This window comes from Rhodococcus sp. 4CII (genome assembly GCF_014256275.1).
GTDB lineage: Bacteria > Actinomycetota > Actinomycetes > Mycobacteriales > Mycobacteriaceae > Rhodococcus_F > Rhodococcus_F wratislaviensis_A.
In genome coordinates this window covers 4,922,263-4,938,711 of sequence record NZ_JACCFE010000002.1, presented here as the reverse complement: position 1 = coordinate 4,938,711, position 16,449 = coordinate 4,922,263, and the positions used below count along the sequence as shown (strand labels likewise).

Annotated in this window: 14 protein-coding genes and 1 pseudogene; 8 read left to right on the top strand and 7 right to left on the bottom strand. The window is 67.8% G+C overall.

Annotation, left to right across the window (positions count from 1 at the left end):
* The first annotated feature begins 134 nt into the window (after window positions 1–134).
* From H0B43_RS23575 to H0B43_RS23565, 3 genes and pseudogenes are all read left to right on the top strand, one after another.
* The gene (locus tag H0B43_RS23575; RefSeq protein WP_185725738.1) at window positions 135–1,460 is read left to right on the top strand and encodes an MFS transporter; all 1,326 of its coding nucleotides are present in this window, start codon (window positions 135–137) and stop codon (window positions 1,458–1,460) included.
* Between the two features lie 98 nt (window positions 1,461–1,558).
* Entirely contained in the window at window positions 1,559–2,266 is a 708-nt protein-coding gene (locus H0B43_RS23570; RefSeq protein ID WP_185725739.1) for a TetR/AcrR family transcriptional regulator, read from the top strand.
* A pseudogene (locus H0B43_RS23565) lies at window positions 2,263–3,917 on the top strand (FAD-binding dehydrogenase). Before H0B43_RS23570 ends, H0B43_RS23565 begins: the two are co-directional and overlap by 4 nt.
* 68 nt (window positions 3,918–3,985) lie before the next feature.
* Here the strand turns inward: H0B43_RS23565 and sfnG are convergent.
* Window positions 3,986–5,107 carry a dimethylsulfone monooxygenase SfnG gene (sfnG, locus tag H0B43_RS23560; protein WP_185725741.1) on the bottom strand — a complete coding sequence of 374 codons (1,122 nt, stop codon included), beginning with the start codon at window positions 5,105–5,107 and terminating at the stop codon, window positions 3,986–3,988.
* 100 nt (window positions 5,108–5,207) lie between these two features.
* Between sfnG and H0B43_RS23555 the strand changes: the two genes are divergently transcribed.
* Genes H0B43_RS23555 through H0B43_RS23545 form a run of 3 tightly spaced genes read left to right on the top strand, consistent with a single transcriptional unit; the run spans window position 5,208 to window position 8,927 of the window.
* Window positions 5,208–6,473, top strand: a complete 1,266-nt coding sequence (locus H0B43_RS23555; RefSeq protein ID WP_185725742.1) for an acyl-CoA dehydrogenase family protein — start codon at window positions 5,208–5,210, stop codon at window positions 6,471–6,473.
* The gene (locus H0B43_RS23550) at window positions 6,470–7,693 is read left to right on the top strand and encodes an acyl-CoA dehydrogenase family protein (RefSeq protein WP_185725743.1); all 1,224 of its coding nucleotides are present in this window, start codon (window positions 6,470–6,472) and stop codon (window positions 7,691–7,693) included. The genes H0B43_RS23555 and H0B43_RS23550 overlap by 4 nt, the downstream gene beginning before the upstream one ends.
* 22 nt (window positions 7,694–7,715) lie before the next feature.
* On the top strand, window positions 7,716–8,927 hold the full coding sequence (locus H0B43_RS23545; protein WP_185725744.1) for an SfnB family sulfur acquisition oxidoreductase: 1,212 nt from the start codon (window positions 7,716–7,718) through the stop codon (window positions 8,925–8,927).
* A 60-nt stretch (window positions 8,928–8,987) separates the two neighbouring features.
* On the opposite strand, the gene H0B43_RS23540 is transcribed toward H0B43_RS23545, so the two are convergent.
* The 4 genes from H0B43_RS23540 to H0B43_RS43235 form a co-directional block, all read right to left on the bottom strand.
* The gene (locus H0B43_RS23540) at window positions 8,988–10,460 is read right to left on the bottom strand and encodes a DUF4185 domain-containing protein (RefSeq protein WP_185725745.1); all 1,473 of its coding nucleotides are present in this window, start codon (window positions 10,458–10,460) and stop codon (window positions 8,988–8,990) included.
* 200 nt (window positions 10,461–10,660) lie between these two features.
* Window positions 10,661–11,752, bottom strand: coding sequence for a VIT1/CCC1 family protein (locus H0B43_RS23535; RefSeq protein WP_185725746.1), 1,092 nt, complete (start codon window positions 11,750–11,752; stop codon window positions 10,661–10,663).
* Window positions 11,753–11,819: 67 nt separating this feature from the next.
* The gene (locus tag H0B43_RS23530) at window positions 11,820–12,488 is read right to left on the bottom strand and encodes a vancomycin high temperature exclusion protein (protein WP_185725747.1); all 669 of its coding nucleotides are present in this window, start codon (window positions 12,486–12,488) and stop codon (window positions 11,820–11,822) included.
* Between the two features lie 20 nt (window positions 12,489–12,508).
* Complete coding sequence (locus H0B43_RS43235; RefSeq protein ID WP_397517451.1) at window positions 12,509–12,655, bottom strand: hypothetical protein; 147 nt, start codon at window positions 12,653–12,655, stop codon at window positions 12,509–12,511.
* Between H0B43_RS43235 and H0B43_RS43230 the strand changes: the two genes are divergently transcribed.
* On the top strand, window positions 12,654–13,340 hold the full coding sequence (locus H0B43_RS43230; RefSeq protein WP_397517544.1) for a hypothetical protein: 687 nt from the start codon (window positions 12,654–12,656) through the stop codon (window positions 13,338–13,340). The two genes, H0B43_RS43235 and H0B43_RS43230, sit on opposite strands and share 2 nt — an antisense overlap.
* A 3-nt stretch (window positions 13,341–13,343) precedes the next feature.
* Here the strand turns inward: H0B43_RS43230 and H0B43_RS23515 are convergent, their stop codons facing one another.
* Window positions 13,344–14,756, bottom strand: coding sequence for an FUSC family protein (locus tag H0B43_RS23515; RefSeq protein ID WP_185725748.1), 1,413 nt, complete (start codon window positions 14,754–14,756; stop codon window positions 13,344–13,346).
* Between the two features lie 66 nt (window positions 14,757–14,822).
* On the opposite strand from H0B43_RS23515, the gene H0B43_RS23510 reads away from it, so the two are divergent.
* Window positions 14,823–15,347, top strand: a complete 525-nt coding sequence (locus tag H0B43_RS23510; RefSeq protein WP_185729820.1) for a MarR family winged helix-turn-helix transcriptional regulator — start codon at window positions 14,823–14,825, stop codon at window positions 15,345–15,347.
* 11 nt (window positions 15,348–15,358) lie between these two features.
* Here H0B43_RS23510 and H0B43_RS23505 read toward each other — a convergent pair whose 3' ends face one another.
* Window positions 15,359–16,414 (bottom strand): SDR family oxidoreductase, encoded by a 1,056-nt coding sequence (locus H0B43_RS23505; RefSeq protein WP_213015229.1) that lies wholly within the window; start codon window positions 16,412–16,414, stop codon window positions 15,359–15,361.
* Window positions 16,415–16,449: the final 35 nt, after the last annotated feature.

Genomic DNA, 16,449 nt, shown 5'->3' with positions numbered 1-16,449 from the left:
CGCGATCCTCTTGTCGACGACAGATGGGCAGCGCAGGCCAGTTCATCAACGCGGGCGCCCTGGCGCGAGGGTTTCGATCACCGTGATTCGGAGTAGTGCCCGATCGCAGCGAACCGGGTTACCGTCGCCGCGTTATGACTACGCTGTCCGACGCCCCGTACACACCCTCGACCGAATCCGACCTCGAACGACGCAAGCGGCTCCGCACCGTCGTCGCCGCCAGCCTCCTGGGCACCACGGTCGAGTGGTACGACTTCTTCCTCTACGCGACGGCCGCCAGCCTGGTGTTCAACCAGCTGTTCTTCCCCGACCAGAGTTCGTTCGTCGGCACCATGCTGGCGTTCGCGACCTTCGCGGTCGGTTTCGTGGTCCGGCCGATCGGCGGAGTCGTGTTCGGCCACATCGGCGATCGCATCGGCCGCAAGAAGACGCTCGCACTCACCATGTTCATCATGGGCGTCGCCACCGCCCTGATGGGAGTGCTGCCCACCGCCGCGCAGGTCGGGGTGATCGCACCGCTCCTCCTGCTCCTGCTGCGCATCCTGCAGGGATTCGCGCTGGGCGGTGAATGGGCGGGGGCGGTGCTCCTCGCCGTCGAACACAGTCCCGCGAAGAAACGCGGCATCTTCGGCAGCATTCCCCAGATCGGTCTGGCGCTGGGGCTGGCTTTGGGCACCGGCGTGTTCGCCGCCCTTCAGGTGCTCTTCGACGACGCCCAGTTCCTCACCTACGGCTGGCGAATCGCCTTCCTGCTGAGCCTGATTCTCGTCTTCGTCGGATTCGTGGTCCGGCTGAAGGTCGAGGAGACTCCGGCGTTCCAGGAAGTGCACGACCTCGAGAAGCGCTCCTCCGCCCCACTGAAGGACGTATTCCGCGGACGGGTGCGCCGGGGCAGCATTCTCGGACTGCTCTCCCGCTGGGGTGAGGGCGCCGCGTTCAACACGTGGGGCGTCTTCGCGATCACGTACGCGACCAAGAACCTGGAGTTCGCGAAGATTCCCGTCCTCCTGGTCGTGACGCTCGCCGCGACGGTGATGGCCGTGCTCCTGCCCTTCTCCGGCCTGCTGGTCGACCGGTACGGCGCCAAGAGGATCTACCTCATCGGAATCGCGGCCTACGGAATCGCAGTGTTCCCCGCCTTCGCGCTGTTCGGCACGGAGAACCTCGTCCTGTTCGGTGTCGCGATGGTGCTCGTGTTCGGCGTCGTCCACGCGCTGTTCTACGGGGCGCAGGGGACGCTGTACGCAAGCCTGTACCCCACCGAGATCCGCTACACCGGCCTGTCGGTGGTGTACCAGTTCTCCGGGATCTACGCCTCGGGCATCACGCCGATGATCCTCACGGCCCTGATCGCGGTCGGCGGCGGTACCCCCTGGCTGGCCTGCGGGTACCTCGTCGCCACCTCGGCGGTCAGCGTTTTCGCGACGGCCCTGATCCGGAAGCGGGACCTCTACCTCTGAGACCGCCGAACGGGCCCCGATAGCCGAGTTCGATACGCTGGTGTATCCGATGCGCTAGTGTATCGAATAGTGCTGTCGACCCGATCGGAGGTGGGCCCGTGCCGACGTCACCGGCGCGTTCCTCCGAGCCTGCCACCGACCCGCCTCCGCGGGTGACGAAACGGCGGGGCCAGACCCGCCGTCGCCTGCTCGACGCCGCGGTCGAGGTGTTCGCCGAGAACGGCTTCGGACGGTCGACGGTCGAGCAGATCTGCGAGCGCGGTGGCTACACCCGCGGCGCCTTCTACTCCAACTTCGCGTCGCTGGACGAGATGTTCTTCGCGATGTGGGAACAGCGCTCCAGCGCGATGCTCGCCCAGATCCGGCTCGCCGCCGACTCGTCGAGCATCGACCTCTCCGGGCTCGCACCCGAAGACAAACTCCGCGTCGGCACGGAACTGGTGCTCGGCGTCGTCCCCGTCGACGACCAGTGGTACCGCATCAACGCCGAATTCACCGCCCACGCACTGCGCAACCCGTCGCTGAAGAAGGCGCTCGCGGCCCGCGAGGACACGATTCTGGACACCATCGTGCCGATCCTCGAGAAGGCGCTGCACCGACTCGGGCGCCGCGTCGTCGGCGATCCCCGGGCACTCGGCCGCGCACTGGTGGCCCTCCACGACGGCACGAGCATCCAGTGCCTGATCGAGGACGACGACCGTTCCGCCCACACACTGCGTCGCGAATTGTTCACCCACGTCGTGGCCGCGTACACCGAACCCGACACCACCCACACCCATACACACAGGAAAGAGGGGTCTTCGTGACCGAACAGGCTGATGTGATCGTCGTCGGCGCCGGACTGGCCGGACTCGTCGCCACCTACGAGATGGTCAAGGCGGGGCGGAAGGTCCTCGTCGTCGACCAGGAGAATCCGGCGAACCTCGGCGGGCAGGCCTTCTGGTCGCTCGGCGGCCTGTTCCTCGTCGACAGCCCCGAACAGCGACGCCTCGGCATCAAGGACTCGTACGAACTGGCCATCCAGGACTGGATGGGCACCGCGGCCTTCGATCGCGCCCGCGAAGACCAGTGGCCGCGGTTGTGGGCACAGGCGTATGTCGAATTCGCCGCGGGCGAGAAGCGGCAGTACCTCCACGACCTCGGACTGCGCCTGATGCCGAACGTCGGATGGGCGGAACGGGGCCGCGGATCCGCTCTCGGACAGGGCAATTCCGTCCCACGGTTCCACATCACCTGGGGTACCGGACCGGCGGTGGTCGAGGTGTTCCTCACCCGCGTCATGGCCGCATCGAAGCGGGGACTCGTCACGTTCAAACACCGTCACCAGGTCGACGACATCGTCGTCACCGACGGCGCCGCCACCGGCGTGCGCGGCACCGTCCTCGAACCGTCCACCGAAGCACGCGGTGTGCAGAGTTCGCGAACCGCGGTCGGGGAGTTCGAATTCTCGGCGCAGGCGGTGGTCGTCACGTCCGGCGGCATCGGCGGCAATCCCGAACTGGTCCGGAAGAATTGGCCCGCACGCCTCGGCAAGGCCCCCGAGAACATGCTCGCCGGCGTCCCCGCGCACGTCGACGGCCGCATGCTCGAGATCACCGAAAACGCCGGCGGCAACATCGTCAACCGCGACCGCATGTGGCACTACACCGAGGGCATCCAGAACTGGGACCCGATCTGGCCGAACCACGGCATCCGCATCATCCCCGGCCCGTCGTCGATGTGGTTCGACGGCAACGGAAAACGGCTGCCCAGCCCGAACTTCCCCGGATTCGACACCATGGGCACCCTCGACCACATCATGAACAGCGGCCACCACCACACGTGGTTCGTGCTCGACCAGAAGATCATCGAGAAGGAATTCGCGCTGTCGGGATCCGAGCAGAACCCCGACATCACCGGCCGCGATTTCAAGCTGCTCGCCGAACGCCTCAAGAAGGGGGCGCCGGGGCCCGTCGAGGCGTTCAAGCAGCACGGCGCGGACTTCGTCGTCCGCGACAATCTCCGCGACCTCGTCGACGGCATGAACGCCCTCACCCCCCCGACGCGCCGCTGAAGTACGAGGACCTCGAACGCGAGATCGTGGCCCGCGACCGCGAGGTGAAGAACAGCTACAGCAAGGATTTCCAGATCATGGCGATCCGCAACGCCCGGAACCTGCTGGCCGACAAGATCACCCGCGTGGTCAGTCCACACGAACTGCTCGACCCCAAGAACGGTCCCCTGATCGCTGTCCGGTTGCACCTGCTCACCCGCAAGACACTCGGCGGCCTCGAGACCAACCTCGACTCGCAGGTGATCCGGCCCGACGGCACACCGTTCGAGGGTCTCTACGCCGCCGGTGAGGTCGCCGGATTCGGCGGCGGCGGCGTCCACGGGTACAGCGCGCTCGAGGGGACCTTCCTCGGCGGCTGCATCTTCTCCGGCCGGGCCGCGGGTCGGGCGCTGGCCCGCCTGTAGGCGGCTCCGCCGCCCGTGCGCCTTTTTGGTAGTGGCCGCTACCAAAAAGGCGCACGGGTGCGGAGCGCCTACACTCCGACGAGAGTCCGGTCGCCCGACCCTGAAGCCTCCAGTTCGCGGACCAGCGGCAGGACGTGCGCGCCGAAGTATTCGATCTCCTCCTGGAAGTGCAGGAAGCCGCCCAGGATGAGGTCGACTCCGCGACGGCGGTATTCGACGATGCGCTCCGCGATCTGCTCCGGCGTGCCGATCAGCTGGGAGCGGAATCCGTCGTTGTACTGGACCAGATCCTCGAACGTGGAATCCGCCCACATCCCCGACTTGTCGGCGGTGGACGCCCCGGCCTGCTGGACGGCGGACCGGAATCCCTCGACCGCGGGCTTGTTGGCCTTCTCGATGATCTCGCGGAGGGTGTCGCGCGCTTCCTTCTCGGTGTCGCGGGCGATGATGAATCCGTTGAGCCCGAACTTCACTTCCCGATGGTGTTCGCGTGCGACCCGGCGCACGTCGACGATCTGTTCGGTGATGCCCTCGTAGTCCTTGCCGTTGCTGAAATACCAGTCGGAGTAGCGGCCCGCGTTCTCCCGCGCGGCCGCGGAGTTCCCGCCCTGGAACAGTTCGGGGTTCGGACGGTCGGGCGTGTTCAGCGGTTTCGGTTTGAGCGTGAAGTCGTGGATGCGGTAGAAGTCGCCGCGGAAGTCGACGTCGTCCTCGGTCCAGATCTTGCGGAGCACCTGCAGGAATTCGGCGCTGCGCCGGTACCGTTCGTCGTGCTCGAGCCACGGCTCCCCGAGGTGGGTGAATTCGTCCTTGAACCAGCCGCTCACGACATTCACGGCGAACCGACCGTTCGACAGGTGGTCGGCGGTGGCGCCCAGCTTCGCCAGCACCGCGGGCTGCCACAGACCCGGATGGACCGCGGCGATCACCTTCAGCCGCTCGGTGGCCAGCAGCAGTGCCAGGCTGAAGCTGGTCGATTCGTGCTGGAACTCGGCCCCGTAGCTGGCCTCGTACCGGACCTGGCTGAGCGCGTACTCGAACCCGTTGTTCTCGGCGGTCTGGGCGAGTTTCTTGTTGTACTCGTAATCCCAGCTGGTCCGCTGTTCGATGTCGGACGTGACCAGTCCGCCACTGACGTTGGGCACCCAGTAGGCGAACTTGATCTGCTCAGCGATGTGTTCGGTTGACATACCGTGCATGCAACCCGCCCGCGGCGCCCGCGCCCACCCTTCCGATCACGGCGCGTCCAACCCTTCACCCGGCGCGCGGGTCCGTGTGAGATTCGACGGCATGACAGCCGTACAGGAGAGAAGAGCTGCACAACCGATCGCGAGCGAGACCGACTACGAGACGCTCGCCGCCAGGTTCCGTCCCATCTTCGCGGACATCGCCGAGGGTGTGGTGGAACGCGAACGCGACCACGTCCTCCCCTACGAGCAGATCGACGCTCTGAAACGGGCCGGTTTCGGTGCGGTGCGGGTGCCGACGTCGCACGGCGGGTCGGGCGCGAGCATTCCGCAACTGTTCCGCCTGCTCGTCGAACTGTCCGCGGCGGATTCCAACATCACGCAGGCGCTGCGCGGACATTTCGCGTTCGTCGAGGACCGGCTGGTCGCCACGGACGGACCCGGCCGCGACACCTGGCTTCGGAGATTCGCGGACGGCCAACTCGTCGGCAACGCGTGGACCGAGATCGGCGACGTCGCGCTCGGCGAGGCCGGCACGAAGGTCTCCCCCGTCCCCGGCGAATCCCACTTCGTGGCCAACGGCACGAAGTACTACAGCACAGGATCGATCTTCGCCGACTGGATCGACCTGTACTCGCAGCGCACCGACACCGGGGCCTTCGTGATCGCCGCGGTCGAGGCACGCCAGCCCGCCGTCACGCACAGCGACGACTGGAACGGGTTCGGTCAGCAGACCACCGGCTCCGGCACGTCGACGTACGTGAACGCAATCGTGGAGCCGGAGAACATCTTCGACTTCTCCACCCGGTTCAGGTATCAGACGGCGTTCTACCAGTTGTTCCACCTCGCCACACTCGCGGGAATCGCGCGGGCGGCGACAGACGCGATCGCACGCCGGGTGAAGGCGCGCACCCGCACGTTCAGCCACGGCAACGCCCCCACCTACGCGCAGGACGCGCAGATCCAGCAGGTGGTGGGCGAGGTGTCGGCCGCCGCGCACGCCGCCGAGGCGATCGCACTGCACGCGGCGGAGCCGGCCCAGTGGGCGTACGAGGCCGCGTTCACCGGCGGCCCGGACGAGGAGAAATCCGCCAACATCGCGGCCGAGATCGCATCGGCGCAGGGGCAGATCACCTCCACCGCGCTCGTCGTCCCCGCCACCGCCAAGATCTTCGACGCTCTCGGCGCGTCCGGGGTGGGCCGCGACTGGGACCTCGACCGCTTCTGGAGGAATGCACGCACAGTCGCCAGCCACAACCCCACGGTGTTCAAGGCCAAGGTCGTCGGCGACTTCGAAATCAACGGAACCGAACCCGTCTACGTGTGGGCCATCGGCACCGCACCCAGCGCACAGGGAGCCACGGCATGACCGTCACCACCGAACAGAAGACCTGGGCGGACGCCCCGGCCACCGCCGACGAATGGATCGCGCGTGCGCGTGAAGTGAGCGCGATCCTCGCTCGCGACGCAGTCGAACGTGACCGCGCCGGCGACGCACCGTTCGAGGAGGTCCGGCTCCTCAAGGACAGCGGGCTCGTCACGCTGCTCGGGCCCGCAGAATTCGGCGGCGCCGGACAGCCCTGGGAGACCGCCTACCGGGTGGTCCGGGAGATCGCGCGCGGCGACGGATCCATCGGACAGCTGCTCGGCTATCACTACCTGTGGGCGTGGGCAGTGCGACTCGTGGGCACCGAACCGCAGATCGCGGCCGTCGAGGAGTTGTACACGAGCAGCCGTTTCCTGTTCGGCGGGGCGGTCAACCCGCGCGACACCGACCTCACGATCGTCGACCGCGGGGATACACTCGTCTACTCCGGCGTGAAGTCGTTCTCGACTGGCGGCCGCGCCACCGACCTCACCGTTCTCGAGGGCATCATCGAGGGCACGACCACACACGTGTTCGCGATAGTGCCGACGGCGCAGGACGGCATCGTGTTCCGGGGCGACTGGGACAATCTCGGACAACGCCTCACCGACTCCGGGTCGGTCGAGATCAACGAAGTCGAGGTGGACTGGTCGGGGGCAGCAGGATTCGTGGACAAGGAGTTCCAGCCCCTCGTCTACAACACGCTGAACTTCCCGGCACTCGAGATCGTGTTCGCGAACTTCTACGTCGGCATCGCCCGCGGCGCACTCGACACCGCAGCCGAATACACTCGCACCCGGACCCGTCCGTGGCCGTACGGCGGTGACAACAAGGAACTCGCGACCGACGAGTGGTATATCCGTGAAGGGTACGGCGACCTGCAGTCCAAACTGTGGGCGGTGGACGCATTCGTCGATCAGGTGAACCGCGAAGCGAACACGGTGTTGCACGACGCGCGGGAGAACCTCACGACGCAGGCCCGCGGGGATCTCGCGGTGCGCATCGCGGCGGCCAAGATCCGCGCCGCCGACGTCGCCCTCGAGATCGGCACCAGGGTGTTCGAGCTGACCGGTGCACGGTCCACGTCCAACACGGTGGGCCTCGACATCTTCTGGCGGAACGTGCGGACGCACACCCTGCACGACCCCGTCGCGTACAAGCGGCGCGAGGTGGGCGGGCATCTGCTGACCGGAGAACTGCCTGAACCCACTTGGTACACATAACGTTCCGGAATTCGGAGAGCACATGACCACCGTCCAGAACGCCCACCGCATCACCGACGAGGACGAAGCCCTCACCCTCGCCGCCAATCTCGCCGCACAGTTCGCCGAGGAGGCAGCAGTCCGCGATGCCGGCAGGCACCTCCCGCACGAACAGGTGCAGGCTCTCGCCACGTCCGGTCTGCTCGCCCTCGGTGTTCCCGTCGAGCACGGCGGGATCGACGTGCGCACCGAAACGCTGGCCGAAGTGTTCCGCCTTCTCGCCGAGGGTGATCCGAGCATCGCGCAGATCCCGCACAGCCACTACACGTTCCTCGAGGTACTGCGTCGTCAGGGCACCCCTGCGCAACAGGAGTTCTTCTATTCCGAGGTGCTCGCCGGACGCCGGTTCGCCAACGCTCAGAGCGAGCGCGGAACGACGACCATCGATATCGACGTCACGACACTCACCGAGCAGGGCGGAGACTACGTCGTCGACGGCCGCAAGTTCTACAGCACCGGCGCGCTGTTCGCCGACTGGATCGCGGTGCGGGGCACCCTTCCCGGGACGACGACCCCGAGCGGGAAACCCGCCAAGGGCGTCGCCTACCTGCCGCGCACCACCCCCGGACTGTCGATCGTCGACGACTGGGACGGCATGGGGCAGAAGACCACCGCGAGCGGAACCGTCACCCTGGACGCCGTCCGGGTGCCCGCCTTCCACGTCGTGCCGTTCTCCCCCATCTTCGACACACCCACCACCTACGGGGCGCAGGCTCAGATTCTGCACGCCGCCCTCGACGCCGGGATCGCCGCGTCGGCCCTGAACGAGGGCGTGCGACAGGCACGCCGCGCGCGGCCCTATTTCGAGGCGGGTGTCACCGATGCCGTCGACGATCCCCTGCTGATCCAGCTGGCCGGGGAGGCGGCGGTCAGCATCCGATCCGCGACGGCACTCCTCCGGGAGGGTGCGCGCAGCATCGACACCGCGCGGCGCGAACTGACCGAGCAGAGCGCCGCGATCGCCTCGATCGACGCCGCCGCGGCCAAGGTCGCCGCCGCCCGCGCGTCCCTCGAGGCGTCCAGTGTGCTGTTCGAACTGGGCGGCACCCGCAGTGCGTCGGAAACGTCCAACCTGTCGCGGTACTGGCGCGACGCCCGCACCCACACCCTGCACGACCCCACCCGGTGGAAGATTCAGCACATCGGCCGGTGGACGCTGTCGGGCACCGTCCCGCCCCGCCACGGCCTGCTCTAGGCGGCTCCGCCGCCCGTGCGCCTTTCTGGTTGCTGGGACTACCAAAAAGGCGCACGGGCGCTACGCGCCTACCTCCGCCTTCATGAGGAAGACGTTGTAGTCGGACCACGTCGACATGGTGAAGTACAGTTCGTTGCCGCTCGACCACGGGTGGATGAAACCGCCGTACAGTTCCGGGTACTCGGCGGCGCTGACCATCGGCGCACCGTCGGACCAGAGGCCCTGCGGCGAGTCGGCCTCACGGAGGACGATCGCCGCCTTGGACGTGTCGAGGTACGCCATCTGCCATTTGCCGGTGGCCTGCTCGTAACGCACCGACAATTCGGCGGCGGGGGCGTCCACGATCGGCGTCGCCTCCGTGTAACCACCGACCGGCGTCCAGTTGCCGTTCTGCCAGTACTGGTACGCGGATGTGTTCAGCACATCGGCGGCCGGGACACGGGCCAGTCCGATGGCGCCGAGCCGCGTGTTGGGGGTGCCGAACATGTACACGTAGTCGCCGGCCGGGACCATCGACGCGACCTGGAACTTGGTGACACCGAAGATGTTGTCCCACTTCGCGTACGGGTCCTTGGTCCACGTGGATCCGCCGTCGTCCGAGTAGGCGATGCCGCCGTAGTTCGTCCACCACGTGGCGGGGATGCTGTTCCACGTGCGGATCGACATGTAGCTCATGTACTGCCGGTTCCCGACGGCGAAACCCGACGTCGGGATGGTGGTGATCTCGATGTTGTCGAGTTTGCGGCTGTCGAGCAGTTCCGCAGCGTGGCACCGGCTGTCCTGGACCATGCTGTCGAGGCTCATGCCGTCGGACAGGTTACGGTCGGAGCTGAAACCGAGGACGTTGCTGCGCCAGTCGTCGCCCTGACCGCCGGGCGGCTGGAATCCCTTGCCGACCGTGTCGCCGAACGCGACGGCGATCTGGTCGGGGGCGCTCTCCCACATGATGCCGAGGTCGGTGCCGTTGACCTGGTACCGCTTGTCGGTGCGGCTGACGGAACCGGACCCCGTCACCTTGGCCACGCGGGTCACGTCGCCGATCTTCGGGGTCGCCGGGGCCGGCCTGCGGGGCGCGTCCTCGGTCGCGGGGTGCACCAGGGGCGGCGGCGGGGGCAACTGGATGTCGGCGCCCGGGACGGGGATACCGAAGTGGAAGGGCGTGAACTTCACGCTGACGTCCGGAATGTTCAGCACACTCGACAGGTTCCCGGGGGTCCGGTCGGTCGAGTCGGTGAGGTCGGGGCACGGATCGGTGCACGTGTCAGCGGGCAGCGCCTGCGACACGCGGACAGGATCGGTGACGGGTGCGGGATAGGGCACCGTCGTGATCTTCGGGTACGGGATGGGGACTTCGAGTTTCTCCGGGATCAGCGAGTGCGTCGCGTTCGACACCTCGCTCGCGCACGGACCACTGCCGGGGAGTCCATTGGACACGGCCTCGGGTTCCGCGACGGCAGCACTCTGGTTCGAGTAGGCGATCACGCCCGATCCGATCGCCACAGCCGCGACCGACGCGACCCACCTCTTCGACATCCCCGACCCCTCCGTCACCACCGGCCACACCCGGCGGGGGGAACATAACATCGCTCGTCGGTGGCCGCCGGATCTCACACGCGGTACCTGGCGGTAACATTTCCGCGTCGGAGCAGCACCCCATCACCGCGACCGCGATGGCCCAGCTGCGGAGATCCGACATCGGTGCGCTTCCCCGGGCTTCTCGACGCCGTGGCGTCTCAGGCGCCGGTTCCGAACAGCATGCCCAGCAGGTAGGTGGCGGCGGCGGCGCCGTATCCGATGGCCAATTGGCGTAATGCCCTCTTGACCGGCGGGCCGCCCGACAGCAATCCCACCACGAGGCCGGTGCCGAGCAGCGCGACTCCGACCAGCGCGGCCGCGACCACCAGGGCGGCGGTGCCTTCCATGCCGAAGAGGTACGGCAGCACGGGAATCACGGCACCGGACGCGAAGAAGCAGAAGCTCGCGGCGGCCGCGCCGAGTCCGGTGCCGATCGCCTCGTGCTCGTCAACCGACTCGCGGCCCGAAACGGGCTCGAGCTGAACGGTTTTCTGCAGCACCTCCGCCGCACGTTTTTCGGCGTCCGCCGCCGGCATCCCCCGCGCCCGGTACACGAGCGCGAGTTCGTTCGCGTCGACGTCGAGGAGTGGCACCGCCTCGCGGGCGGCCTGCCCGGGCGCGGAGGCCTCGAGCAGTTCACGCTGCGACCGCACGGACACATATTCGCCTGCACCCATCGACAATGCCCCCGCCAGCAGGCCGGCGAGCCCGGTCAGCAGGACGATGTGAGTGGAGACACCGCTGCCACTGATGCCGAGCACCAGGGCGAGATTGCTGACCAGTCCGTCGTTGGCACCGAACACCGCGGCCCGGAACGTGCCGGACAGGCGATTTCGCCCGCGCGCCGCGAGCGCCCGCACCACTTCTTCGTGGATGGTTTCGTCCGCTCCCATGGCGCGGGTCGCGTCGACGTCGGTCGGGTACGGCGACCGCGTCTCCGCGCGCTGCGCGAGGGCCAGCACGAACACCGACCCGAACCGCCGGGCCAGCACACCGAGGATGCGGGTGCGGACGTCCCCGCGCACGGGCTTGCCGACGTGCTCGCCGAGCAGTTCGCGCCAGTGCGCCTCGTGCCGCCCTTCCGCGTCGGCGAGCGCCAGCAGAATCTCGCGTTCCTCACCGGTCCGCCGTTTCGCGAGGTCGCGGTAGACCGCCGCCTCGGCGCGCTCGTCGGCGAGGTAGCGCCGCCATCTCCGGATCTCGCGCGAACTGGGATTCGGTCTCGCACCCGAATCCGTCGGAGAAACCATCGCCAGCCTCCCGATCGTCAACGGGGAAAGCCTACCGACGGGGCTACCGACCCGCGTCGGTTCGACGTCAGTTCGCGGCGGCGAGGGCCTTCCCGAGCGAGTCCTCGGGTTCGGAGACCACCACGGGATCGCGCCCGGACAGCAGGTCTAGAACGGCCTTCGGCCGGGCCAGCGATTCGCGCACGGTGTTCCTGGCCATCGTGATCGGCCGGCATTCGCATCCGGCGTTGACGCCGGCGACATCGATCCCCGCACCGCGGCACAGCGCGACGGCTCGGGGGACGTGGAAACCCTGAGTGACGATCAGCGCGTTGGTCACCCCGTACGTGTGGACGGCCCGCGCACACGTGTCGTAGGTGTCGAGCCCGTACCGGTCGCCGACGATCCGACTGCGGTCGATGCCCTTCGCGACGAGGTATTCCGTCATCGCCGCGATCTCGTCGCCGGATTTGCCGTTGCCGTCGCCCGAGACGAGCACCGCCCGCGCCCGGCCGTCCCGCACGAGTTGCACGGCGACGTCGAGGCGTCCGGCCAGGTACTCCCGGGGTTTGCCGTCGCGCACCTGTGCGCCGAGGACGATGACCACGGGCGCCTCGGGTGCGTCGTCGACGTCGTAGACATGGCCGGACGCCTCACGCGAGATCCAGACCGTCGAGGCCGCGACGACGAGGACCGCGAGCGCGCCGAAGCCCGCGCCGATGCCGACCAGTCGGCGGACGATTCGTCGTTCCCCCATGCGGCCATCAAACCACAGCGTCAGACGACGGCCGGGTCGTCAGTGGTCAGCGGAACGACGTCGTCGACCAAAACAGGCTGTCCTGCAATCGAGCTCATGCCCGCCGCGAGACCGTTCATCGTCTGCGCGATGGGCGCCCCGCCCGCGCCGGCCGACATAACCTTCATGCCCTCCGGGGTCGCGACGATTCCGCCGACCACCTCCCGGTGCTCGATCGCTGTCCGGACCGCTGTTGACGGCGGGCAGCGCGAACGCCGGCAGCATCGCGGCGATCACAGCGGTGCGTCCCAGCACGACGGCGATCATTTTCACAGGATCGGACGGGCCCTTGCTCGCCCGCTGGGCGGGCTCGTTGTGCGGGTCGAGTGTCCGCGGCTGATCGCGGTGTTCCTCGCCGGATTGCGCCCGGACGGGGTCTCGGTGCCCGCCGATCCTGCCGGAGACCGCTGTAGGGTGACGGGAATGCAGTCAGGGGGGCCTCTGCCACAACCATGGAATCATCCGTGTCGGGGTGACGATCCGCCACCGCCGAACGGCTGGGACGTCGCGATCTCGGCCGCCGCGCTCGTCCTCGCCGTGGCGGTCGCGAGCATCTCGGCGGTGGCGGGTTTGTTCTGGCTGCTGTTCCTGGACTACTGCCCGCCCGAGACCTGCAGCGCCGAGAACGCGTGGATCGCGGTGTGCGTCGCACTCGCGGTCGCCGCGCTGGTCACCGCCGTGGGCGGTGTGGTCACGATCGCACGCATCTCGCGCCGCACCGTGGCGTGGCCGGTGGCTTGCGGCACGGTGATCCTCTGCGCGAGCGCGTGCGCAATCGGGTTCGCCGGGTACGTCTCCGCGACCGGAATCTGAGCCTCAGACCACGTGATGGCGGTCGGTCCGGCTGATCGCGACGGCCGAGACGATCACGCCGACCACCACCCCGACGAGTGTGTCGACGATGCGGCTCACGGCAATGTCCGGCGCGACCGCCGACCCGAGGCCGGTGAGCAGCAGGGCCATGGGCGTGATGGCGACGGATGCGAACGCGTAGTTCTTGATGACGACCAGTTCGGTCAGGGTCTGCAGCACCACGATGACCACGACGGTCTGCCAGTATCCCATCGCGGCGGCGATCAGCCCGGCGGCGAGAACGGCGCCCGCCACGTTGCCGACGAGGCGTTGAATCCCCCGCTGCACGGTCTGACTGAAGTTGAAGCCCTGCATCGCTGCCATCGCGCCCATCGACGCCCACAGTGGATGTTCCAATCCCATTGCCACACAAATCCATCCGGCCAGCGCAGCGGCCGCGGCGATCCGGGTCGCGTTGACGATCCCCTCTCGTGACCGCAGTCCCCGAAGCCCCCCGGCGAGGAATCCTGCCGGCTTCGGCAGCGCGGCGATCTCCGCGCCGAACGCCGAGAGATCACTGCGGCGTTTCACCTTACGGAGTTCGGACTCGTGATCGACAAGGGCACGCAGCGTGTCGTGGTCTCGTTCGTGCGCCCACCGATCGACCACCGCGTCTGCCTCGGCGAGCAGTGCGAACAGCTGGTGGGAGTGCCCGTCCCGGCCCCGGCCGCTGTGTGCGATCACGTCCCGCGCGTTGTCGATCGCCTTGCGTGCGGCCGCGATCGCGGCGTCGTCGTGTGCACGTTCCAGTTCCGCGACGGCGGCGAGTGCCCGCGCCACCGCCAGCCGGGCGGGGCCGAGGGGCACGAACAGGCCGGGCGTCATGGCGGCGATCCAGCCCACGACGACGCCGACGGCCACAGCCACCACGGCCGGGACGAGGTCCGCGAGCGTGGTCGCGGACCCCACTGCGGCGGTGGCCGCGAAGATCAGGATGACGGGCCCGGGGCCGGCGATGCGGAACGCCGCGAGCAGCCACGCGGCGACCCCCGACGCGACGGACATGACCGCGATCTCCACCCAGAGCGACAGTCCCGCGGCACCGAGCAACGCTCCGCCGGCGACGAAGACGATGAGTGCCAAACCGACGAGGCCCGTCTTGCGGGCGAGACGGGGGTACGGCTCGTATCGCCCGAACGCGGCGGTCAGCGCGCCGAGGGCTGCGAAGCCGGCGAGGTTGCCGTGCCCGAGCAGACCGCCGATCACCAGCACCAGCGCCGTCGCCGCACCCACCCGCAGGGCGGGAGCGATGGTGGCGTCCGCGTTGCGGACCTCGAACGCACGCCGCCACGTCGACCGCGCCACGGAATGGGCCAGCGCCTCACGGGAGCGATGGAGCCGGCTGAGGTCGGGTGCGTATCGAGGGGAAGCCTGCATGACCTCAGCGTACCGTATATTTCACTAGTAAAATAGTTATGAATTAGTGTGAAGTTGGTCGCTACGATGGTTTTCATGAGTACTGCCCCACGTCCGGATGAGGACTTCACCGATCGCGTTCGCCGCGAATGGGCCGAGACCCATCCCGACGTGGACACGACACCGATCGAAGTGATGGGCCGCATCACCCGGATCGGATCTCAGGCCTTGCAGCAACTCGACCGGGCCCTGGATGCGAGCGGCGTCTCCCGCGCCGAGTTCGACGTCCTCTGCGTACTCGCCCGGAGCGCCCGGCCACTGCGCGCCAGCGAGGTCACTGCGGTGACGATGCTCAGCGGCGCGTCCACCACCAAGCACGTCGACCGCCTGACCCGGCTGGGACTCATGGAGCGACTGCCGTTCGAACGCGACGGGCGTGTGGTGTTGCTCCACCTGACCGAGGCCGGGCGCGAACTCGTCGACACCGAGTTCCCGCAGCGCGTCGAACGCGATCGGCAGTTCCTCGCCGGATTGGACGAGGACGAATGCGCAGTGCTGGCCGGGCTGCTCCGGCGGATCGCCGCCAACGTCGAATCAGGGATCCGCGGATAACGGCCTTCGCGTCAGGGAATGATCTTCCGGGCCCGGAGGTCGCGGAAGATGTCGAGAAACATCTGCTCGGTCTCGACGAAGCGGTGGAAACCCAGCCGGCGCGCCTTGGATCCGTCGGCGATGACGTCGTAGTCCCAGCCGAAGACGAAATCGCCGAACGCCCACGACGAGACATCCGCGTACGGCGTGGGTTCCAACCCGTACTTCGCGACGAGACCCTTCCACACCGGCTCCTTGTCGGCCATGACGACGTCCATCGACATCGGTAGCGGCGGTGCCACGTCCAACTCGAAGAAGTCCGCGATCTTCGGCAGCATCTCGTTCCAGCGGAACAAGTCGCCGTTATTGATGTTGAACGCCTGGTTGGCGCATTCGGGGGTGGTCGCGGCCCAGACGGTCGCTTCCGCCAGCAGGCCGGCGTCGGTCATCTCGATCAGACTCGTGTACGCGCCGGGCGTCCCCGGAAACCGCAGTGGCACTCCGAGTTCCTTCGACATCGTGGCGTAGACGGCGATCACCAGTGCGAGATTCATCGGATTACCGAGCGAGAATCCACACACGACCGACGGGCGGATCGCGGACCACGTCCAGCGCTTGCCGCGCTGTCGGTCTTCGAGGAACTGCTGCTGATCCACGTTGAACTCGGGCGGCATGTGCGGCGGGTCGCTCTCGCGCGCCGGCGTCTTGAACGGTCCGAGGTGAGCGCCGTAGACCTTGTATCCCTGCATCAGGCTGATGTGCTCGAGCCCGGCAGCGACCGGTTCGAGCGCGTTCACCGTGTTGACGAGCATCGCGACGTTGGGCGCGACGAGCTCTGCCCACGACGGACGGTCCTGGTAGGCGGCATAGAAGACGTGGGTCACGTCGCGCAATTCACCCAGCTTCCCGGCGGCGTCGCGCTCGTCGAGCAGGTCGACCGCGATGTGCCGCACCTGATCGGTGTCGGGCCCTCCCCTGCGGGACAACCCGATGATGTCCCACTCCCCGGTTGACTCGAGGTGGTCGATCAGATTGCCGCCGATCACCCCGCGCGCACCGACGACCACTGCCACTCTCCGCTTCGCCATCACCCATCTCCTATCGGTATATCGCGAAGTTGCGA

Coding starts and splice junctions, on each gene's coding strand:
- H0B43_RS23575 (WP_185725738.1), top strand. CDS start 135: ATGACTACGCTGTCCGACGCCCCGTACACACCCTCGACCGAATCCGAC.
- sfnG (WP_185725741.1), bottom strand. CDS start 5,107: ATGTCAACCGAACACATCGCTGAGCAGATCAAGTTCGCCTACTGGGTG.
- H0B43_RS23555 (WP_185725742.1), top strand. CDS start 5,208: ATGACAGCCGTACAGGAGAGAAGAGCTGCACAACCGATCGCGAGCGAG.
- H0B43_RS23550 (WP_185725743.1), top strand. CDS start 6,470: ATGACCGTCACCACCGAACAGAAGACCTGGGCGGACGCCCCGGCCACC.
- H0B43_RS23545 (WP_185725744.1), top strand. CDS start 7,716: ATGACCACCGTCCAGAACGCCCACCGCATCACCGACGAGGACGAAGCC.
- H0B43_RS23540 (WP_185725745.1), bottom strand. CDS start 10,460: ATGTCGAAGAGGTGGGTCGCGTCGGTCGCGGCTGTGGCGATCGGATCG.
- H0B43_RS23535 (WP_185725746.1), bottom strand. CDS start 11,752: ATGGTTTCTCCGACGGATTCGGGTGCGAGACCGAATCCCAGTTCGCGC.
- H0B43_RS23530 (WP_185725747.1), bottom strand. CDS start 12,488: ATGGGGGAACGACGAATCGTCCGCCGACTGGTCGGCATCGGCGCGGGC.
- H0B43_RS43230 (WP_397517544.1), top strand. CDS start 12,654: ATGCCCTCCGGGGTCGCGACGATTCCGCCGACCACCTCCCGGTGCTCG.
- H0B43_RS43235 (WP_397517451.1), bottom strand. CDS start 12,655: ATGAAGGTTATGTCGGCCGGCGCGGGCGGGGCGCCCATCGCGCAGACG.
- H0B43_RS23515 (WP_185725748.1), bottom strand. CDS start 14,756: ATGCAGGCTTCCCCTCGATACGCACCCGACCTCAGCCGGCTCCATCGC.
- H0B43_RS23510 (WP_185729820.1), top strand. CDS start 14,823: ATGGTTTTCATGAGTACTGCCCCACGTCCGGATGAGGACTTCACCGAT.
- H0B43_RS23505 (WP_213015229.1), bottom strand. CDS start 16,414: ATGGCGAAGCGGAGAGTGGCAGTGGTCGTCGGTGCGCGCGGGGTGATC.